Here is a 17797-nt window from a genome sequence, read left to right as displayed (position 1 = left end):
GCAACGCGCCACTCGTCGGGTGGCGCGGTTTTTGAGGTTCGAACTGTGAATTCTGACAGTAGGCAGAAGGGGCATTTCGGCGTGTGATGGGCAGTACCATCACTCATTGAAAGGGAGTTCCATCATGCCCAAGTCATCAACGTTGACCCTTGATCTGCCCAAGCCACAGTTGGTCGAAGCCGAGGGAGAACCCCGGGTTGACCCGCTCCAGTTGCTGGAGGGGGCTACTATCCGGGTGTTCTACGAAGGGATGCTCAACACCGACAGTATTGCGTTGCGCTGGGAGTCGACACCGGGGGAATACGCGCCGATTGCCTCCCAGGATGGCGTCCAAGCGGGCTCGGTCGAGTTCCACGTACCCCCGTTTTACGTAGGGCTGCGCATTGATAACTTCGCGCTGTTTTCCTATGTCGTTACCCGCGATGGCGAGGAACATCCTTCCCCCGTTGCCGACGTGTTCATCAAGCTGCCGTCCAATTTGCCGCAACCGCAGATTCTGCAAGCCTCAGGCGGCGTCCTGGATCTGTATTCCCTGTGTGGTGAAGACCCGGTGATTTATGTTGCTCCTTGGGCGTTTATCGATTCCGGTCAGGTTGTCCGGGTCTTTATCGGCGCTACCTACGCTGACGGCTCGGAGGCGCGGCTCTATCCTTTTGCTGCCGAGCCAGTGACCGAGGAAGACGTACGCAGTGGGTGGCGCAGAACCTTGTCACTGGATGAGTTGGCGAAACTCAAAAATCACAGTGAGCTTCTTCTTCTCTTCAGCGTGAGGTTCCAGCCGGCCAGTACCGGGGTCTACCGGTCGTTCCCGTCGCTGTTGCTGACCTTGCGTACCGACGCTCACCTGGACTTGCTCGAGCCTTCTGTGGTGGAGGCTACACAGGTCACGCCTGAGTGCTATGCGCTGAATCCGGTCAATAGCCGGGAGGGTGCGACGGTTCGCGTCAGCTATGAGCACATGTGCCCGTGCGACTGGGTTTGTGCCTTTTGGGAAGGGACTGCCGGGGCAGGCACTCCGGTACTCGAGTGCAAGCAGGCTGACAATCGGGACTTTGTTGATTTTAACGTGCCGGCGTCAGCCATCAGTGCCAATTTCAATAAGCAGGTGTCGGTCCGCTACACCGTCCGGCGGGAAGGGCACACAGGGTCGTCGCTGCCGCGACAGGTAAAAATCCTGAATATCTCCGGCCTGCCCAAGCCGCAAGTGGAACAGGCCACGGGCAGTACGCTGGACCTCAATACGTTCCAGGAGGACGCGCAACTGACGGTGGCGGTCTATGCCTACGGCGCCTTGGGGCAGCCCTGCTGGATGTGTGTAACCGGTGAGCGGGAAGATGGCGCGCCTTATTGCTTCGATGTGCTGGACGGCGAGCCTCTCTCCGAGCAATGGCTGCAGGATGGCGTCAGTACGCTGCTGTCCCGCCGCGACCTGCAAAAACTGGCCGATTGCAGCCGCTTTGACGTGCATTTTGCGGTGAACTTCGATGGCCGGTCCGACAGGGCCAGCGCCGAGCCGTTTCCTGTGCTGCACCTGGATATTCATCAGGAAGACTTGGTCCTGAAACCCTTGACCATTCGGGAGGCCGTGGGCTCGCAGTTGACGGTATGGAATGGCCGTGATGGCGTGACGGCACGGGTGGAATATGACCACCTCAGTGCTCATGACGAGATCAGCGTGTGTTGGACACAATCGGACGGTAGTTGCCTGCCGTTGGCACCCAAGCCGGGAAACACTGATCCGAAGTACGTTGACTTCACCATTCCCCGGGAGGCTGTAATCGCTGGAAGCGGCAAAACAGTGCCCGTCAGTTACAGCGTCGCGAGCGCATGCAAGCACGTCACATCAGCTGACCTGGAGCTACAGATCAGTGTCCCGCAGCGCTTGCCTGCGCCAGAGGTGCCGCAGGCCATTCAGTTGCCCGGTGGCCCGGGGACACTGGACTTGCGCAACTTTACCGGGGATGCCGAGATTACGCTGCAAGCCTGGTGGTTCATCCTGGAGGGGCAAAAGGGCTCGCTGGGATGTACGGGAACCTTGCTCGACGGGTCGTCCCATACCCTCAAGCTGCTGGTCAATGAGCCGATCACGCAAGAGCAGGCAAACCATGGGTTGTCGCACATTCTGCCTCGTGAGGAACTGGAAAAGTTTCGCCACAGGTCCGTATTGAACATCGTGTTCAAGGTTACGGCGGACGGCAGCTCCCATGTGAGCGAAGCAATTGTGTTCCCTGTGCTGATGTTGCTGTTGCGCAAGCAGTACCGAGACCTGACGGATTTCAACGATCAGACCTTGGGTTTATGGACCGTAGGGTCAGGCGCACCCGATGCCAGGGATATCAGCATTGAATATATGGGGACGGGACCTGACGGCAAGCCGGATTACGCAGCCAGGAATTTCACACACACCGATCACAGTTTCGGCCCGATCCTGCAGCGGCGCTTCTTGGATTTGGAGAGCGGTTTTACTTACCGGTTTTCCGTACGGGTTCGACGGTACAGCGTTGAGTTCGCGACGCCCAAGCTATCGTTGCGCAAAGACTCCATTCAACAAACACCGATGGAAGAGTTGGTTGACCTGAACTGGCACACATTGAGCTTCACGTTCACAGCAGCGATCGCTCCCGTGCTGCTGGAAATCTATAGCCATGAAGGCGCCACGGACGGCAACGATTGGTACATGGATGATTTCCTGGTCGAGGGGATTTAATCCGCGCTGAAAAGACAATGCCCGCTTCGATGCGGGCATTGTCTTTACAGGCGAGGGCTGATTATTTCGGCCCGAGAATCTTCACCAACTTATCCGGCGCGGCGCCCCTTGCTGTTGCTGCAAACCGCCCTTGTCAATCAACTTCATGTTCGAATCCAGCCTGGCATGGATATCCGCCGGGATTTCGTTGCTGGCCACGCAGATTGCTTCACGGGTGCAGAAGAAGCGGCAGCGGGATGTGCCGTTGCGGGGTATATCGAGGGGCTCGCCGCGAATGAGATCAGCGCGCAGAAGGCGGATCGGCTGAGTGATTTGATGGCGCAGCTGGAGGGGTTGTAAGGCGCTGAATCTTCGCTGTTTGTGACGGCCTCATCGCAGGCAAGCCAGCTCCCACATTTTGGATTGTGAACACATTCAAAATGTGGGAGCTGGCTTGCCTGCGATGGCGTCAGACCGGTCGCCGCTTATTTCGGCCCGAGAATCTTCACCAACTTATCCGGCGACGGCGCCCCTTGCTGTTGCTGCAAACCGCCCTTGTCATCCAGATAGAAAATCGCCGGCGTCGCCGACAACTCCAGCTCGTCCATCAGCTTCATGTTCGAATCAAGCTTGGCCTGGATATCCGCCGGGATCTTCTCCAGCGCCTGCAACTTGCTGCCTTTACCGGCCGACTCATGGGCTTCCAGCGCCTGCTGGGGATCCTTGGCGGCAAACAGCGCGGCCGACTTGCCCGGGCTGTCCTCACGAATAATCCCCACCATGATGTGCCGCAACTGTACCTTGCCCGACTTCACCCACGGCCGTGCCTGTTCCCAGAACATGTTGCAGTACGGGCAGTTCGGGTCGCTGAACAGGTACACGATGCGCGGCGCGTCCTTGTTGCCGTCCTGGATCCAGTTGCTGTGTTCCATCTTGGCCCAGACTTCCTTGGCCATGGGCGCATATACCAGTTTTTCCAGGGGCGCGGTGCTCAGGTCATTGCCATCGGCGTCGTACAGGTTGCCGGCAATCACGCTTTTGCCGTCGGCGGTCAGGTACAGCGCCATGCCGCGGTTCTGGTATTGCGCCGCATAACCCGTGAGGCCGCTGGGTGCATCGAACTTGCCGATGATCTTGGCACCCTTGGCTTCGATGTTTTTGATCGGCGCCGGCCAGTCTTCGGCCTGTACAAGCGTGGCGGCCAGTGTCAGGGGCAACAGGGTCAGCAGGTGGCGGAGGCGGAGCATGGCGAATTCCTTGTGGTAGCCGGCTGGGCCGGTTTAGCGTTGATCGGCTCGAAGCGCTCCATGGCGCGGGCCAGGCTGGCTTGGGACAACTCGCCCAGGTGGCTGTTGATCAGGCGACCGTCCGGTTGATAGAACAGGGTGGTGGGCAAGGCCATGGAACCGACGGCCTGGCCGAGGCGGCCGCTGGCGTCGAACAGCACGTTGTCCAGGTTCAGGCCCTGGGTCGCCAGGTAAGTGGCGACGCTTTGCATGCTTTCGGCCTGGTTGACGAACAGGAAGGTCACGTCCGGGCGTTGGCGCTGGGCGCTTTCCAGTACCGGCATTTCACGCCGGCACGGCGGGCACCAGGTGGCCCAGAGATTGATCACCAGCGGGCCGCCCTTGTAGTCGGCCAGTTGCACGGTTTCGCCATTGGCGTTGCGCAGGGTGATGTCCGGCAGGTGTGTGCCTTTTTCGTAGAGGGTCAACGACAGACTGGTCAGCGCCCAGAACGCCAGGCCGGTGATCACGCCGGCGCTCAGTGGCTTGCGCAGCAGCGGGCGGCGCCAGCCGTAGATCAAGGCGCCGAGGATCAGCGCGATAACGCCGGGCCAGGCGAGAAAGCCTCCGTCCCGCAGGTCGACGATTTGCAGCGGGTCATTTTGGTAATACGACCAGTACATCAGCACGAAGCTGACGCGGGCGGCGAGCATGCCCACCAGAAACAGGGTGAACAGCACCGACTCCGGGTTCTCGCCGCCGCGCTTGGCCACCCGCCAGCCCACCAGGGTGGCGAGGATCAACGCCGTGATCAGCAGCAAGTGGTTCAGGGCGATGGCGAAGGTGCCGATGGTCAGTGTCAGCATCAGAGGGCTTCCCGGGCTTGGGTCCAGCGTTGCAGGAAGGCAGCGGCGTCGACTTCGCCGGTGATGCGCTGGGCGCGGCGCTCCTCACCGTCGGGGCCGATCCAGACGAAGCTCGGCGGGCCGGGGACCTTGTAGCGGCCCAGCAGCTCGCGGCTGGCGGCGTTGTCGGCGGTGACGTCGAGGCGCAGCAGGCGCACATCCTTGAGGGCGTCCATGACTTCGGGTTTGCCGAACACCTGTTTCTCCATGATCTTGCACGACACACACCAGTCGGCGTAGTAGTCCACCAGCACCCATTGGCCTTGGGCCTTGGCGCTATCGAGTTGGCTTTGCAATACGGCCGGGTCGTTGATGGTCATGAAGGCGTCGTGGGCGCTGGGGGCACCGGCCACCCGCGAGCCGCTATAGACCTTGAGCGGTTGCCACAGGTCGTCGCTGCCGCCGGCCGCACCGATCACCAATACGCTGCCCCAGAGGCCCAGCACCAGCGAACCGGCACCGAACAGCATGGCGGTGCGCCCGAAGTCGTGGGCCAGGCGCCAGCCGCAGTAGGCCATGACCAGCGCCAGTACACCCCACAAGCCGAGCCACAGGGTGTCACCGACCACTGGGCGAATCATCAGCACGGCGGTGGCGAGGAACAGGAAACCGAAAATGCCCTTGAGGATGTTCATCCAGGTGCCGGGCTTGGGCAGGAAACGGTTACCCACGGTCACCAGCAGCAACAGCGGCACGCCGATGCCGATGCCCATGGCAAACAGGATCAGGCCGCCGTGCAGGGCGTTGCCGCTTTGGGCGATATACAGCAGGGCGCCGGCCAGGGGCGCAGTCATGCATGGGCCCACCAGCAGGCCGGACAAGGCACCGAGCACGCCGGCACCCACCAGGCTGCCGCCGCTCTGGTTGCGGCTGACGTTGTCCAGGCGGTCCCGCAGGAATGTGGGCAGTTGCAGTTCAAAGAAGCCGAACATCGGCAAGGCCAGGATCACAAACAAGGCGGCGAAGCTGCCGAGGATCCACGGGGTTTGCAGCAGGGCGGCGAGGTTGCCGCCAAGCAGTGCGGCCAATACGCCGAGGGCGGCATACACCAGCGCCATGCACACCACGTAGCTGGTGGCCAGCGCAAAGCCGCGTCGTGGGCTGGCGCCGCTGCCGACCACAAGGCCGGCGAGGATCGGCAACATTGGCAAGGAGCACGGGGCAAAAGCCAGCAACAGGCCCAGGCCGAAGAACACCAGCAGGCTCCAGCCCAGGCTGCGCTGTTGCAGGCCGCTGGCCAGGCTTTGGTCCTGGGCCTGGCCGGTAGCGGCGACGGCGGGGTTGCCGCCCAGGTCCACGGTGATCGATTGCGGCGGGTAGCACAGGCCGGCATCGGCGCAGCCTTGCCAGCCGACTTTAACCTGGCCGGTGGCGCCAGCAGGAATCTTCACTTCCAGGCCTTGGCGATAGACTTGCTGTTCGCCGAAGAACTCATCGCTGTGCGCTTCGCCCTGGGGTAACGTCGGCTTTTGGGCCAGGCCGTCGAATTTCATGCGCTGCTGGTACAGGTAATAACCGTCGGCAATCTGCCAGAACAGCTGGGTTTCACCGGAGGCCAGGCGCTCGGAGGTAAAAGTGAAGGCTTTGCCCACCGGGAGGAAATCGGGTTTGGTCTCGAAAGGATTGTTGCCCGGCGCGGCCTGGGCGAATCCAGCAAACACTACCAGCAGAAAGATAAACAGATGCCGCATGATCAAGCCTTAGTTCGAAGCAAGTGGGACACACAATGTGTGGCGTTGATTAACCGATGATTAACCGGGCTATCCTAGAAAGACGGGATTATCCGGGTTTACGCGCGCAGGCGGCATAATGCGCGCTTAATCCGCTGCCTTTTTAATCACCCTCATATTTTGCAAAGGGTTCACCATGCACGTACTGGTCTGTGAAGACGATGAACTGATCGCCAGCGGCATCGTTGCCGGGCTCGGCGCCCAGGGGCTGACCGTGGAGCGCGTCGGCACGGCTTCGGCCGCCCGGGCGATGCTCAAGGTGGCGGAATTCGACGTGATGGTACTCGACCTCGGCCTGCCGGATGAAGACGGCTTGAAGCTGTTGCAGCAATTGCGCAGCCAGGGCCTGGAAATTCCGGTGCTGATCCTGACCGCGCGGGACTCGGTGACGAACCGGGTCGATGGCCTGCAGGCCGGTGCTGACGATTACCTGCTCAAGCCCTTCGACCTGCGCGAGCTCGCCGCGCGCCTGCACACCCTGTTGCGGCGGGTGGCCGGGCGTAGCGTCAACGTGATTGAACACGGGCGCTTGACCTACAACCCCAGCAGTCGTGAAACACTGCTGGGCGGTAAGTCGGTGGACCTGTCCCGCCGCGAGCAGGCGCTGTTGCAGGCCCTGCTGCAAAACCGTGGCCGCGTGCTGTCCAGCGAGCAGCTCAAAGACAGCGTCTACGGGCTTAACGACGAGCTGGAAAGCAACGCCCTCAACGTGCACATCCACCATCTGCGGCGCAAACTCGGCAACGGCATCGTCGAAACCGTGCGCGGCCTGGGCTATCGACTGGGCCCGGCTGCCGCAGGAAAGGACGCTTCGTGATGAGCCTGCGCCTGCGGCTGACCTTCAAGCTCGGTGCGGCCTTTGTGCTGATCTGGGCCTTGGCCGCCGCGTGGATGCTCAACGACCTGCGCAACCAGATGATGTTCTCCCTGGACCAGCGCCTGGTGGCATCGGCGCGCATGGTCGCCGGCTTGATGGAGCAGATGCCGGGCTTGTCCAGCACGGGCGAGGGCGCGCATTTCAGCGCCGGGCAATTGAATGTGCCGGGTGGCATGGCGTGCCAGGTCAGCTCCTTGCGCGGGGTGATTCTTGCCCGCAGCCACACCGCTCCGGACCAAGGGCTGGAGTCGCGCAAGAGCGGCTTTCGCGACCAGATGATTGATGGCGTGGGATGGCGCAGCTTTACTCTGTCCCGTGGCGATCTGTTTATCACCACTGCCGACCGGCAGGTAGAGCGTGAAGCCTTGAACCTGTCGATCCTGCTGGCCGCATCGGTGCCGGTGGGCGTGGCGCTGCTGGGCTGCCTGTGCCTGTTGTGGCTGGGGATCGGCCAAAGCCTGTTGCCGCTCAACCGCATGCGTGATGCTTTGATGCGCCGCAGTGCCGACTCCCTCGAGCCCTTGCAGATCAGCCCGCTGCCCAGCGAACTCAAGCCGCTGCTCGACACCCAGAACCAATTGCTGCAACGCATCGCCAAGACCATCGAGCGCGAGCGCCGCCTGACCGGTGATGCCGCCCACGAACTGCGCAGCCCGCTGACCGCGATCAAGACCCACCTGCAAGTGGCGCGCATGACCGAAGGCGCTGCGCGTGACCAGTCCCTGGCCCACGCGGAGGAAGGCGCCGACCGCTTGCACCGGACCCTGGAGCAATTACTGCTGCTGGCGCGGGTCGAAGGCAGCCTGTCGTTTGATGACGGCCTGCAATCGAGCGCCGAGCAAGTCGCACAACTGGCGATCCAGGATGCCAACGGCGGAGATAATCAGCGCATTGACCTGATCCTGTCGGACAGCCTCTGCGATAAACCAGTGGAAATGCCCGTAGGGCTGGCCGTCGCCGCCTTGCGCAACCTGCTGGACAACGCCCTGCGTCATACGCCGGCGGATACTCGGGTGGAACTGAGTGTGTCGAGCACGGGCGACAATGTGGTGTTCCGGGTGCGTGACCACGGCGCGCCGATTTCCAGCGAAGACTTGCAACATTTGACCCAGCGCTTCTGGCGCAACGGCAGCAGCCCGGGTTGCGGCCTGGGGCTGGCGATCGTCCAGGCGATTGTGCAGCGCTGTTCATGCTCGTTGAAATTCGACAGCCAGGCCGATGGCATGCGTGTCGACCTGGGCATGCCATTGCGTCGCTGAACCCTTCTTTTCGCGGCACACATAGTTACCGCCACCCTCAAGCGCAACGCTTCAGGATGGCGGTAATTTTTTTGTGTTTGAACGGGCTGAATGACTCAGCCTGTGTTGAAAAGGACAGCCCCCATGTTGGTTATCGACTCCACGTATTCCGCAAAAGACTTTAATGAGCGCAATGGCGAAGCTGTACGCCAGGTGATCGTGCATTACACCGCTGCGCCCTTTGCCTCTTCATTGCGCACGCTGACCCGCGACGGTGTCAGCGCGCACTACTTGTTGGCCGACCCCGATGACGCCAGCTACCACGCCGCCGGCTACGACGAGCTACGGGTATTTCGCCTGGTGGACGAAACGCAACGCGCCTGGCATGCCGGCACCAGCCACTGGGCCGGGCGCGACAACCTCAATAGCCGCTCCATCGGCATTGAAGTCGTCAACCAGGCCCGGGATGACGCCGGTGTGTTTACCTTCCCGGCGTATGGCGCAGAGCAGATCGACGTGTTGATAGCCCTGATTCGTGACATTCAGGTGCGTTACCCGGCGATGGCTCCCACCGACATCCTCGGGCATTGCGACGTTGCCTATTGGCGCAAGAGCGACCCTGGGCCACGGCTGCCATGGCGCTGCCTGTTCGAGGCAGGCGTGGGTGCCTGGTTCGATGAGCCGGTCAAGGCAGCTTACGCGCGACGATTTTCCATGGGGTTGCCGCCGGAAATGGAGGTTGAACGGGCGTTTCAACGCTACGGTTATGCACCTGCAAAAGACCGGCAAGGCTTCCGACAACGGATCAGGGCGTTCCAGATGCACTTTCGGCCCCGTGATTATCGCGGACAACTGGACGGCGAGACGTGCGCGATTCTGTATGCCTTGAATGAAAAATACACAGGGATTTAAGGGTATTCCCACATTCATGTAGGAATGGGCTGAAGTAAATGCGGGATTTAACGCTGCGGGTGTAAATCCTCCCTTCGTTGATGCGTTTCCAGAACAGGAAATCCGTGCGCTGCCCTTGGGCCAAGCGCCAACGGGTTGGCAGTTTGGTCACCATCATCAGCGTATTGAGGGATCGAGAGATGTCAGTCGCTACCAGCCGTATCGAGGAGACCCAGGCGGTCCCTGCGGAAACGCTCTACCAGTTCGATGAAAACCCGCTGCTGGCCCGCCAGCGCCAGCAGGAATCCAATGCCCGCAGCTATCCCCGGCGCATTCCCCTGGCGCTCAAACGCGCCCGGGGGATCTATGTCGAGGACGTTGAAGGGCGCAGCTTTATCGATTGCCTGGCCGGCGCCGGCACTCTGGCATTGGGGCACAACCACCCGGTGGTGATCGAGGCGATTCGCCAGGTGTTGAGCGATGAATTGCCGTTGCACACCTTGGACTTGACCACGCCGGTCAAGGATCAATTCGTGCAGGACCTGTTCGGCCTGCTGCCACCGGCGCTGGCGCGGGAAGCCAAGATCCAGTTCTGCGGCCCCACCGGCACCGACGCGGTGGAAGCCGCGCTGAAACTGGTGCGCACCGCCACCGGGCGCAGCACGGTGTTGTCGTTCCAGGGCGGTTATCACGGCATGAGCCAGGGCGCCCTGAGCCTGATGGGCAGCCTGGGGCCGAAAAAGCCGCTGGGCGCCTTGCTCGGCAATGGCGTGCAATTTTTGCCATTCCCTTATGACTACCGTTGCCCGTTCGGGCTGGGCGGGGCGGAAGGGGTCAAGGTCAACCTGCATTACCTGGAAAACCTGCTAAACGATCCCGAGGCCGGTGTGTTGCTGCCAGCGGCGGTGATCGTCGAGGTGGTGCAAGGCGAGGGCGGCGTGATCCCGGCCGATCTCGACTGGTTGCGCGGCCTGCGGCGCATTACCGAACAAGCCGGTGTGGCGTTGATTGTCGACGAAATCCAGAGTGGTTTTGGTCGCACCGGCAAGATGTTTGCCTTCGAACACGCCGGCATTGTCCCGGACGTGGTCGTACTGTCCAAAGCCATCGGCGGCAGCCTGCCACTGGCGGTGGTGGTGTATCGCGACTGGCTCGACACCTGGTTGCCGGGGGCCCATGCCGGGACCTTTCGGGGTAACCAGATGGCCATGGCGGCCGGGTCGGCGGTAATGCGCTACCTCAAGGACCACGACATTCCTGCCCATGCGGCGGCCATGGGCGAGCGCCTCGGCGAACACCTGCGCATCCTGCAACGCGACTTCCCGCAGTTGGGGGACATTCGAGGCCGTGGGCTGATGCTTGGTGTGGAGCTGGTGGATCCTGCGGGCACACTCGACACCCAGGGCCATCCGCCGGTGCATCGCCACCTTGCGCCGCTGGTGCAGCGCGAATGCCTTAAGCGTGGGTTGATTCTTGAGCTGGGTGGGCGCCATGGCAGCGTCGTGCGTTTCCTGCCGCCGCTGGTGATCACCGCCGCAGAAATCGACCGTGTGGCGGAGATTTTTGGTCGTGCGCTGGCGGCAGCCGTTGCCAGCTTCTAATTTTTTACCGGGCTGGCACGTTCCTTCTTACATTACACCGACGGAGAACCGTAATGACCTCAGTATTCGACCGCGAAGACATCCTGTTTCAGGTAGTGGTCAACCATGAAGAGCAATATTCCATCTGGCCCGACTACAAGGCCGTGCCGGAAGGCTGGCGCACGGTGGGTAAAAGCGGAATGAAGAAAGAGTGCCTGGCCTACATCGAAGAAGTGTGGACCGACATGCGCCCGTTGAGTCTGCGCCAGAAGATGGACAGCCAGGCACTGACGGGCTGATCCGGACCTCGGGCAAAACATAGATCCAAATGTGTGTGCGGGCTTGCTGCGGTGATCGGGCTTGCCGTGGTGATCGGGCTTGCTGTGGTGAGCGGGCTTGCCCCGCGCTGGGCTGCGAAGCAGCCCCCTCACCACAGCAACCCCGCTCCCACATTTACTATGTTTTGCCTATAGGAATCAGGATCACAGCGCCTTGATTACCTGCTCCACATTGCCCTCAAGCTCCGCCACCGGGTCTGCGCCATCGGTGCCCAGCACCAGCAGCTTCGACCCACCCGCTGTGACAGCCGCCTGTACCGCATCGCTTGGCGTGCGGTGATGCAACACCAAGGCAACCTCGTTCTCCTTCAGGCTTTCACTCAAATGCTGCAACGCTTCGGGTGTCCAGTCTGTATCCGCCCGTGGCTCAGTGCTGACCAGTTCCAGGTTCAACCCGCTCACCAGATAACCCAAGTGATCGCTCAAGCTGACCACCGTCAGGCTTTCGGCCTTCGCCAGTCGCGCCTCGCTGTCGGCGGTGAGCTTGAGCAGGCGTTGCTTGAGAGCGGCCAGGTTGGCCTCTATCTGCGGCTTGGCCGCGGGCGCCAGGCGGCTCAGGTCGGCGGCCATCACATCGGCCATGCGCCCCATATTGTTGCTTGATTGCCACGGCTGGCTGTTCAGGCCGTCGGTGGCACCCGGCTGCACGGCAATGCCCGGCAAGCCACCGTCCACCGGGCGGGCAGCGTCGACTTCGATGATGCGGATATTGCTGCGTCGGGCCACTGGGTACAGCGGGTCATCCGGCCATAACGAGCGCAGGCCGATGGCCGCGTCGGCGTCCAGGGCAAGCGTGTTCAGCGCCTGCGCACCACGCCCGGTGAAATAGGCCACTTGCCGCGAGCCGGGCAGGTTGGCCGGCGCTGCGCGTTCAAGCTTCACGTCGGTGCCGTTGAGCAGCACCTGTGCCAGGCCATAGGTGATCGGCAGCGCGGCGAGTACTTTCAGCGGTTTTGTCGCGCGGGCCTTGTTCAAGGCGGCGTGTCCGATGCCTTGGTTGGCGACGATCTGCAGCGGTTTGATGCCGTCGGCAGCGAGCGCCGGTGTGGCAATGGCCAGGGCCAGAAGCAGTGGTCGAAAAATCGGGCGCATTATCCAAGATTCCCTTTCAGGCTGGGGACCGTGCCGCGGGCTATGGCGGCGAGGGCGAAGGCGATACCGGCGACCAGGATGATGGCGGCACCGGACGGAATTGGCAGGTCGAAGATGATCGGCAGCAGGATCCCGCACAGAGTGCTGACGGTGGCGATCACCACCGAGATCCAGAAGAAGCCCTTGAGCGACTGGCTCAACAAGCGCGCGGCGGCGGCGGGAATCACCAGCAAAGCGCCCACCAGGATCGCGCCAATGACCTTGACCGCCGCAACGGTGATCAGCGTCACCAGGATCACAAATAGATAATCCAGGGTCTTCACCGCCACCCCGCGCACCGCCGCCAGTTGCGGGTTGAAGCTGGCGAGCATGATGCGGTTGTACAGCGGCAAGGCCAGGGCCATCACCAGCGAACCGACAATCGCCAGCACCAGCAGGTCATTACCGTTCACCGTCAGCACCGAGCCGAACAGTACGTTCTCGAGAATGTGCACGTTGATCTTGCCTGCCAGAATCAACAGCAGGCTCGCGCCCAAGGCCAGGGACACCGACAGGAACACGCCGATCAAGGTATCCGGCGCCAGCCCGGTGCGGTTGCGCAAGTAGTTGAGCAGGATCCCGAACAGCAGGCAGTAACCGAACAGGCTGCCGTAAGGCCCGGTGTAAGGTTCCCCCAGCAGAATGCCCACTGCCACGCCGGTCAGCGCCGCATGGCCCACGGCTTCGGAAAAGAACGCAAAGCGCTTGACCACCACCAGGGTGCCCAAGCCGCCCAGCACCGGGCCGATCAGCAGGCCGGCGAGCAGGGCGTTGACCACAAACCCATAGGCCAGCGCTTCGGGCAAGTACCCGGATGACGCCCAGCCCTGGACCATCAAGCGAAAGGCTTCGTAGCTCATAAGGCCGGGCTCCGTGGGTGGGTTGAGAACAGGGTCAGCAGGCGGTCCGGGGTCAGCGCCTCCTTGGGCGTTGCGTCGAACAACACACGGCGGTTCAGGCCGGTAACGCGGTCGGCCAGGCGGCCGACGGCTTCCAGGTCGTGTTCGATCCACAGCACGGTGATGCCGGCCTGGCGCCAGTCGCGCAGCAACCGCTCGAACACCTGGATACCGGCTTCATCCAGCGCCGACATCGGTTCGTCCAACACCAGCAATTGCGGCGCCGGGATCAAGCCCTGGGCCAGCAGCACCCGCTGGCGTTCGCCGCCAGACAGGGCGCCCATGCGCCGTTTGCGCTTGTCTTGCATGCCCACCCGCTCCAGCGCGTCGCCGATTGCGCCCGCGTAATGCCTGGACAGCCCGAGAAACGCCGGACGTCGCTGGCACATCGCGGCCATGAAATCGTCGACGGTCATCGGCAAGCCGCGGTCGAACTCCAGCGCCTGGGGCACATAGCCGATGGTGCCGGGTGCGCCAGGCCAATGCAGGCTCAACTGGCCCTGGTGTGGCGTTTGCCCCAGCAAGGTCTTGATCAGCGAGCTTTTGCCGCCGCCGTTGGGCCCCACCAGCGCATGGATGCTGCCGGGCCAGACCTGGAAACTCACCGCGTCGAGGATCACCGTACGGCCCAGGGTCAGCGCCACCTTATCGAAGTCGAGGGTCGGGCCAACGCTGGCCACACTCAAGTGTTCAACTGCTGTCATGCCCCGGACTCCTGAATCGCGCGCACCACGGTGTTGAGGTTGCCGGTCATTTCCACTTCGTACTTTTCAGTGCTGTAGTCGCCATAGGAAATGTGCGACAACGGGTACAACTTCACCCCGGATTCACGCTGGATGGTGTCGACGTAGCTGGACGGGAAGTCCATCTCCGAGAAGATCACTTTCACGTCCAGCTCCCGCAGTTGGTCGATGGTTTTCTTCAACTGGCTGGGGCTTGGCTCGATGCCGTGGGCCGGTTCCACTACAGCGGTCACTTCCAGGCCGAACTCCCGCAGCAGGTAGTCATACGCCGCGTGCACTGTGGCCACCCGCAAGTCGGGGTTGGGTGCGCTGGTGAGCCTGGCCAGTGCGTCGGCGCGCATCTGGCGCAGGCGCTTGCCGTAGGCGCGGGCGTTCTGGGTGTAGGTCTTGGCGTTGTCCGGGTCGAGCTTGCCCAGTTCCCGGGCGATGTTATTCACCTGGGCAATGGACGCGCTGATGGACAGGAAGGTGTGCGGGTTGACCACCTTGCCGGCACCGCGCGCGGCATTGCCGGTGGCGGCCAACAGCGGCACGTTGGCGTTGGCTTCGATCACCGGGATGTCCGGCCGCTCGCTGGTGGCGATCATCCGGTCGGCGAAATCGTCATGGCCGACGCCGTTGAGCACGATCACATCCAGAGTGCCAATGCGCTTGATGTCGTCGGCGCGGGGCTCGTAGGCGTGAGGGTTGAAACCGGCCGGAATCAGCGGGACGACTTCGGCCTTGTCACCGACGATATTGGCCACGTAGCTGTAATACGGGTGCAGTGTGATGCCGATGCGCAGGCGCTTGGCAGGGTCGGCACTCGCCAGCGGTGCGAGCAGCAGTGTGAACAAACCCGCAAGCACCAGGCGTAATAATGGAGATGAAATGGACATGGGCTTCTCTCGGCTACAACGTGAATTCAATGACGATGCTGGCGGGTGACACCGGCATCGAATTGCGCGACTACCTGTTGCCAGCCCGCATTAGTCAGTGCCTGGTCAGACAGGTCGGTGGGGGCGGTGAGGTTGGCGCTGCGGTTGAGCCAGATATCCGGCTCGGCACCGCTGATACGCATCAACACCGAACCACTGAGGTCCGGTGTCTGGCTCAGGCCCAGGTAAGCGGCGTCGAGCAACTGCCAGCGGTGGTCGCCACGGCTCATCGAACTGGCGTCCTGGGCGAAGGGCGCAAAGCCTTCTTCGGCCAGTTGCCCCGGCGTGGGCAGGGCGCTGTGTTCTTCCTGCAGCAAGTGAATTTCATCCAGGGTCACTCGCAGGTCGGCGTAGATGCCTTGCTCGGCGGCGCTGAGGTCGCGGCGTGCGTCCAGTTGGTGGCTGGGCACGACGGCGAGCACCTGGCGTTCACCACGCAATGCCACCACCGTGCCGGCAACTGCCAGGATGACCAGGCACAACAGCAGGACATACAGGGTTTCGTGGCCGGCACCGGCCGGGCGTACGACTTGGGTAGTACTGCTCATTGGGGCTGGATATCCGCTTGGTCGATTTCCACCACGTGGCCGGGGCCGGCATCAAACAACACGTAGAACTCGGCGGACGGTTTCTTGAAGGTCAGTTTTGAGTCCTCCCCCAGCTTGCCGGGCACCAAAATGGTTTCGTCGTAGCCGATCACGTCCAAGGTAACGCCCGGGGCGCCGCTGCCATCGGAGAACCCGCCGGTGCACTGGATTTGCTCGCCGGCGACTTCCTTGCATTCGCACATCGGGTTGTGGGCCAGGGCAACGGTGCTGAAACCGGCGCCGAGGATCAGCGCGCCACAGGTGCGAGCCAGTTGCTGCAAAGTCATGGTTTAACTCCTCGTGTGTTCAGCCAGGCGATAGTGGCCGGCGATGCCTGGCTCAAGGGAATGGAGGCCTGGTGCATGGCGCCGTCCCAGCCTTCCATGGTGATCCATAGTTGTGCGTCCAGCGGGGTGCGTTCAGGGATCGGCAGCAGGGCGCCCATGCGATACGGTGTGCCGAAGAAAATCACCCCGGCAGCCCGCAGGCTGCGGGGCTTTCCAATGCGCAGGTAGGTCGCCTTGACCTGCTCGGTACAGGTGTCGCACAGGGCGGCATTGAAGGATTTCATCGGGCCCGCGGGGTTGGGGCGAGGAGGCTCGTTACGCAATTCGGCGAGCTTCACGCTCCAGGGGCCGACCTGCACGTCACCAATCTCACGTTCACCCAGGCCGCTGTCCCCGCGAAACAGGGCAGCGTCGGCAAAGTACTTGGGCATGAAGCCCAGGGGCACCAGCAGCAGCAGGATATTGATATGGAAGCGCCATTTGAGCCAGAAGGCCCGCAGGGGCGAAGGCGGTTGAACTGTCGTGGCCTTGTTCATCGATTGCCCTGCGAAGTTTCAACCTGCATGGCGGGAAGTTGCGCCGGTTGCCGGGGCGCCTTGGTGCTGCGCTTGAGGGCGTTGAGGGTGGCCAGGGCCGTGCGTTTGGTCCAGATAAGCAGGCCACTCAAGACCATCATGCTCAACACCAGGCCGAAGAAGGCCCAGATCAGCTTGATCCATATCCCGCCAAAATCCCCGGTGTGCAGCGGTCGCATGGATTCGGTGACGAACTCCAGGGCCGAACGGTCGGACAGCAGGTGCGAGGCGGCGATTTCGCCGTTGTACGGGTTGATTTCTGCGGTCTGGAACATCAGCGGGTACCAGCCACGCCCGCCGATGCGCAGGTGGCCATAGGCGTTGCTGGGCAGGCTCACAAAGCTGGCCTCAAGCCCCGGAATACGCTGGGTGGCGATGTTGATTGCGTCGTCCAGCGCAATCATTGGTGCCGGTACGCCCGGGGCGGACATTGGCACTTTGTCGCGGGCGATCGCGGGGACGATCGGCTCGCTGGAAATGGTGATCTGGTTATCGCTGAGGATTGCCTGGATCAGGAACCAGGTGCCGGTGATGGAGATTACCGCGATAAACCAGATCGACCAGATGCCGCTCAACCGGTGGAAGTCGCCCCAGAAGATCCGTGCGCCATGGTTAAAGCGCAACGTCGGCTTGAAAAAGCCTTTCCAGAAGCGCTTGTAGACCACAAGGCCGGTGACCAGCGATGCCAGCAGCGGCAAGCCCAGCAACGACACCAGGTACCAGCCCCAGCTGAAGCCGTTGGTGAACGGCACCAGCCACCAGCCATGCAGGGCGCGGGTAAAGCGCTGGAAGTTGAAAGACGGGCTGATGCCCTGGATGACTCCGGTATACGGGTTTACGTAGACCTCCAGCGAGCGCCCATCGGGGTAGCTGAGGTCGACGGTGAGGGCGAAGTGCGATTCGTCCGGGCGGCTCAGGGATTCGATGATCACCTGGGGTTCGGCGCGCTTGATGGCACCGATCACCTGGTCGTAGGTGAGCAGCTCGGCATCGTCCGACGGTTTGCTGGCGCGGATGTCCGGGTTGGCCAGCCAGACGATTTCCTGGCTGACCACCGCCAGGGTGCCGGTGACACAGACGATCAGCACAAAGAACCAGATGGGCAATGCCAGCCAGCTGTGCACCAGAAACCAGAGTTTTGAGCGTGACTTCTTCGACATGTGAGTGAGGGTCTTGATCGGAGGGAG

The 17797-nt window shown here is 62.2% G+C and carries 17 protein-coding genes and 1 pseudogene; 6 read left to right on the top strand and 12 right to left on the bottom strand.

What is annotated here, in order from left to right; genetic code table 11:
• Positions 1 to 124: 124 nt before the first annotated feature.
• The gene (locus tag ACZRN6_RS30530; protein WP_464009578.1) at positions 125 to 2707 is read left to right on the top strand and encodes a hypothetical protein; all 2583 of its coding nucleotides are present in this window, start codon (positions 125 to 127) and stop codon (positions 2705 to 2707) included.
• Positions 2708 to 2768: 61 nt separating this feature from the next.
• Here ACZRN6_RS30530 and ACZRN6_RS30525 read toward each other — a convergent pair.
• From ACZRN6_RS30525 to dsbD, 4 genes and pseudogenes are all read right to left on the bottom strand, one after another.
• Positions 2769 to 2902 (bottom strand): annotated as a pseudogene (locus tag ACZRN6_RS30525) (thiol:disulfide interchange protein DsbG); the annotation flags it as partial.
• A gap of 269 nt (positions 2903 to 3171) precedes the next feature.
• Positions 3172 to 3933 (bottom strand): thiol:disulfide interchange protein DsbG, encoded by a 762-nt coding sequence (gene dsbG, locus ACZRN6_RS30520; protein WP_017479476.1) that lies wholly within the window; start codon positions 3931 to 3933, stop codon positions 3172 to 3174.
• Positions 3909 to 4778, bottom strand: a complete 870-nt coding sequence (locus ACZRN6_RS30515) for a TlpA disulfide reductase family protein (RefSeq protein ID WP_167663529.1) — start codon at positions 4776 to 4778, stop codon at positions 3909 to 3911. The genes dsbG and ACZRN6_RS30515 overlap by 25 nt, the downstream gene beginning before the upstream one ends.
• A complete protein-coding gene (gene dsbD, locus ACZRN6_RS30510; RefSeq protein WP_464009577.1) occupies positions 4778 to 6508 on the bottom strand; it encodes a protein-disulfide reductase DsbD in 1731 nt (576 codons plus the stop codon). Before dsbD ends, ACZRN6_RS30515 begins: the two co-directional genes overlap by 1 nt.
• Before the next feature lie 175 nt (positions 6509 to 6683).
• On the opposite strand from dsbD, the gene ACZRN6_RS30505 reads away from it, so the two are divergent.
• From ACZRN6_RS30505 to ACZRN6_RS30485, 5 genes are all read left to right on the top strand, one after another.
• Positions 6684 to 7364 carry a response regulator gene (locus ACZRN6_RS30505; RefSeq protein ID WP_322146306.1) on the top strand — a complete coding sequence of 227 codons (681 nt, stop codon included), beginning with the start codon at positions 6684 to 6686 and terminating at the stop codon, positions 7362 to 7364.
• A complete protein-coding gene (locus tag ACZRN6_RS30500) occupies positions 7364 to 8683 on the top strand; it encodes an ATP-binding protein (RefSeq protein ID WP_464009576.1) in 1320 nt (439 codons plus the stop codon). The genes ACZRN6_RS30505 and ACZRN6_RS30500 overlap by 1 nt, the downstream gene beginning before the upstream one ends.
• A gap of 123 nt (positions 8684 to 8806) precedes the next feature.
• On the top strand, positions 8807 to 9574 hold the full coding sequence (locus ACZRN6_RS30495) for an N-acetylmuramoyl-L-alanine amidase (protein WP_464009575.1): 768 nt from the start codon (positions 8807 to 8809) through the stop codon (positions 9572 to 9574).
• A gap of 179 nt (positions 9575 to 9753) precedes the next feature.
• Positions 9754 to 11154: a diaminobutyrate--2-oxoglutarate transaminase gene (locus ACZRN6_RS30490; protein ID WP_464009574.1), complete on the top strand. Its 1401-nt coding sequence runs from the start codon at positions 9754 to 9756 to the stop codon at positions 11152 to 11154.
• A gap of 53 nt (positions 11155 to 11207) precedes the next feature.
• Positions 11208 to 11432, top strand: coding sequence for an MbtH family protein (locus ACZRN6_RS30485; RefSeq protein ID WP_322146302.1), 225 nt, complete (start codon positions 11208 to 11210; stop codon positions 11430 to 11432).
• A 183-nt stretch (positions 11433 to 11615) separates the two neighbouring features.
• Here the strand turns inward: ACZRN6_RS30485 and ACZRN6_RS30480 are convergent, their stop codons facing one another.
• From ACZRN6_RS30480 to ACZRN6_RS30445, 8 genes are read right to left on the bottom strand one after another with little or no spacing between them, the layout of a single operon-like run.
• Positions 11616 to 12563 carry a metal ABC transporter solute-binding protein, Zn/Mn family gene (locus tag ACZRN6_RS30480; RefSeq protein ID WP_464009573.1) on the bottom strand — a complete coding sequence of 316 codons (948 nt, stop codon included), beginning with the start codon at positions 12561 to 12563 and terminating at the stop codon, positions 11616 to 11618.
• Positions 12563 to 13462, bottom strand: a complete 900-nt coding sequence (locus ACZRN6_RS30475; protein ID WP_029300631.1) for a metal ABC transporter permease — start codon at positions 13460 to 13462, stop codon at positions 12563 to 12565. The genes ACZRN6_RS30480 and ACZRN6_RS30475 overlap by 1 nt, the downstream gene beginning before the upstream one ends.
• Entirely contained in the window at positions 13459 to 14205 is a 747-nt protein-coding gene (locus tag ACZRN6_RS30470) for a metal ABC transporter ATP-binding protein (RefSeq protein ID WP_322146300.1), read from the bottom strand. Before ACZRN6_RS30470 ends, ACZRN6_RS30475 begins: the two co-directional genes overlap by 4 nt.
• Complete coding sequence (locus ACZRN6_RS30465; protein ID WP_464009572.1) at positions 14202 to 15122, bottom strand: metal ABC transporter substrate-binding protein; 921 nt, start codon at positions 15120 to 15122, stop codon at positions 14202 to 14204. The genes ACZRN6_RS30470 and ACZRN6_RS30465 overlap by 4 nt, the downstream gene beginning before the upstream one ends.
• Positions 15123 to 15148: 26 nt before the next feature.
• A complete protein-coding gene (locus ACZRN6_RS30460) occupies positions 15149 to 15709 on the bottom strand; it encodes a DUF6162 family protein (protein WP_464009571.1) in 561 nt (186 codons plus the stop codon).
• Complete coding sequence (locus ACZRN6_RS30455; RefSeq protein WP_322146297.1) at positions 15706 to 16035, bottom strand: hypothetical protein; 330 nt, start codon at positions 16033 to 16035, stop codon at positions 15706 to 15708. The genes ACZRN6_RS30460 and ACZRN6_RS30455 overlap by 4 nt, the downstream gene beginning before the upstream one ends.
• Entirely contained in the window at positions 16032 to 16571 is a 540-nt protein-coding gene (locus ACZRN6_RS30450; protein ID WP_464009570.1) for a thiamine pyrophosphate-binding protein, read from the bottom strand. Before ACZRN6_RS30450 ends, ACZRN6_RS30455 begins: the two co-directional genes overlap by 4 nt.
• The gene (locus tag ACZRN6_RS30445) at positions 16568 to 17770 is read right to left on the bottom strand and encodes a PepSY-associated TM helix domain-containing protein (protein ID WP_464009569.1); all 1203 of its coding nucleotides are present in this window, start codon (positions 17768 to 17770) and stop codon (positions 16568 to 16570) included. Before ACZRN6_RS30445 ends, ACZRN6_RS30450 begins: the two co-directional genes overlap by 4 nt.
• Between the last annotated feature and the right edge of the window lie 27 nt (positions 17771 to 17797).

Source organism: Pseudomonas sp. A125 (assembly GCF_055409485.1).
This window is presented reverse-complemented; position numbering and strand designations above follow the sequence as displayed.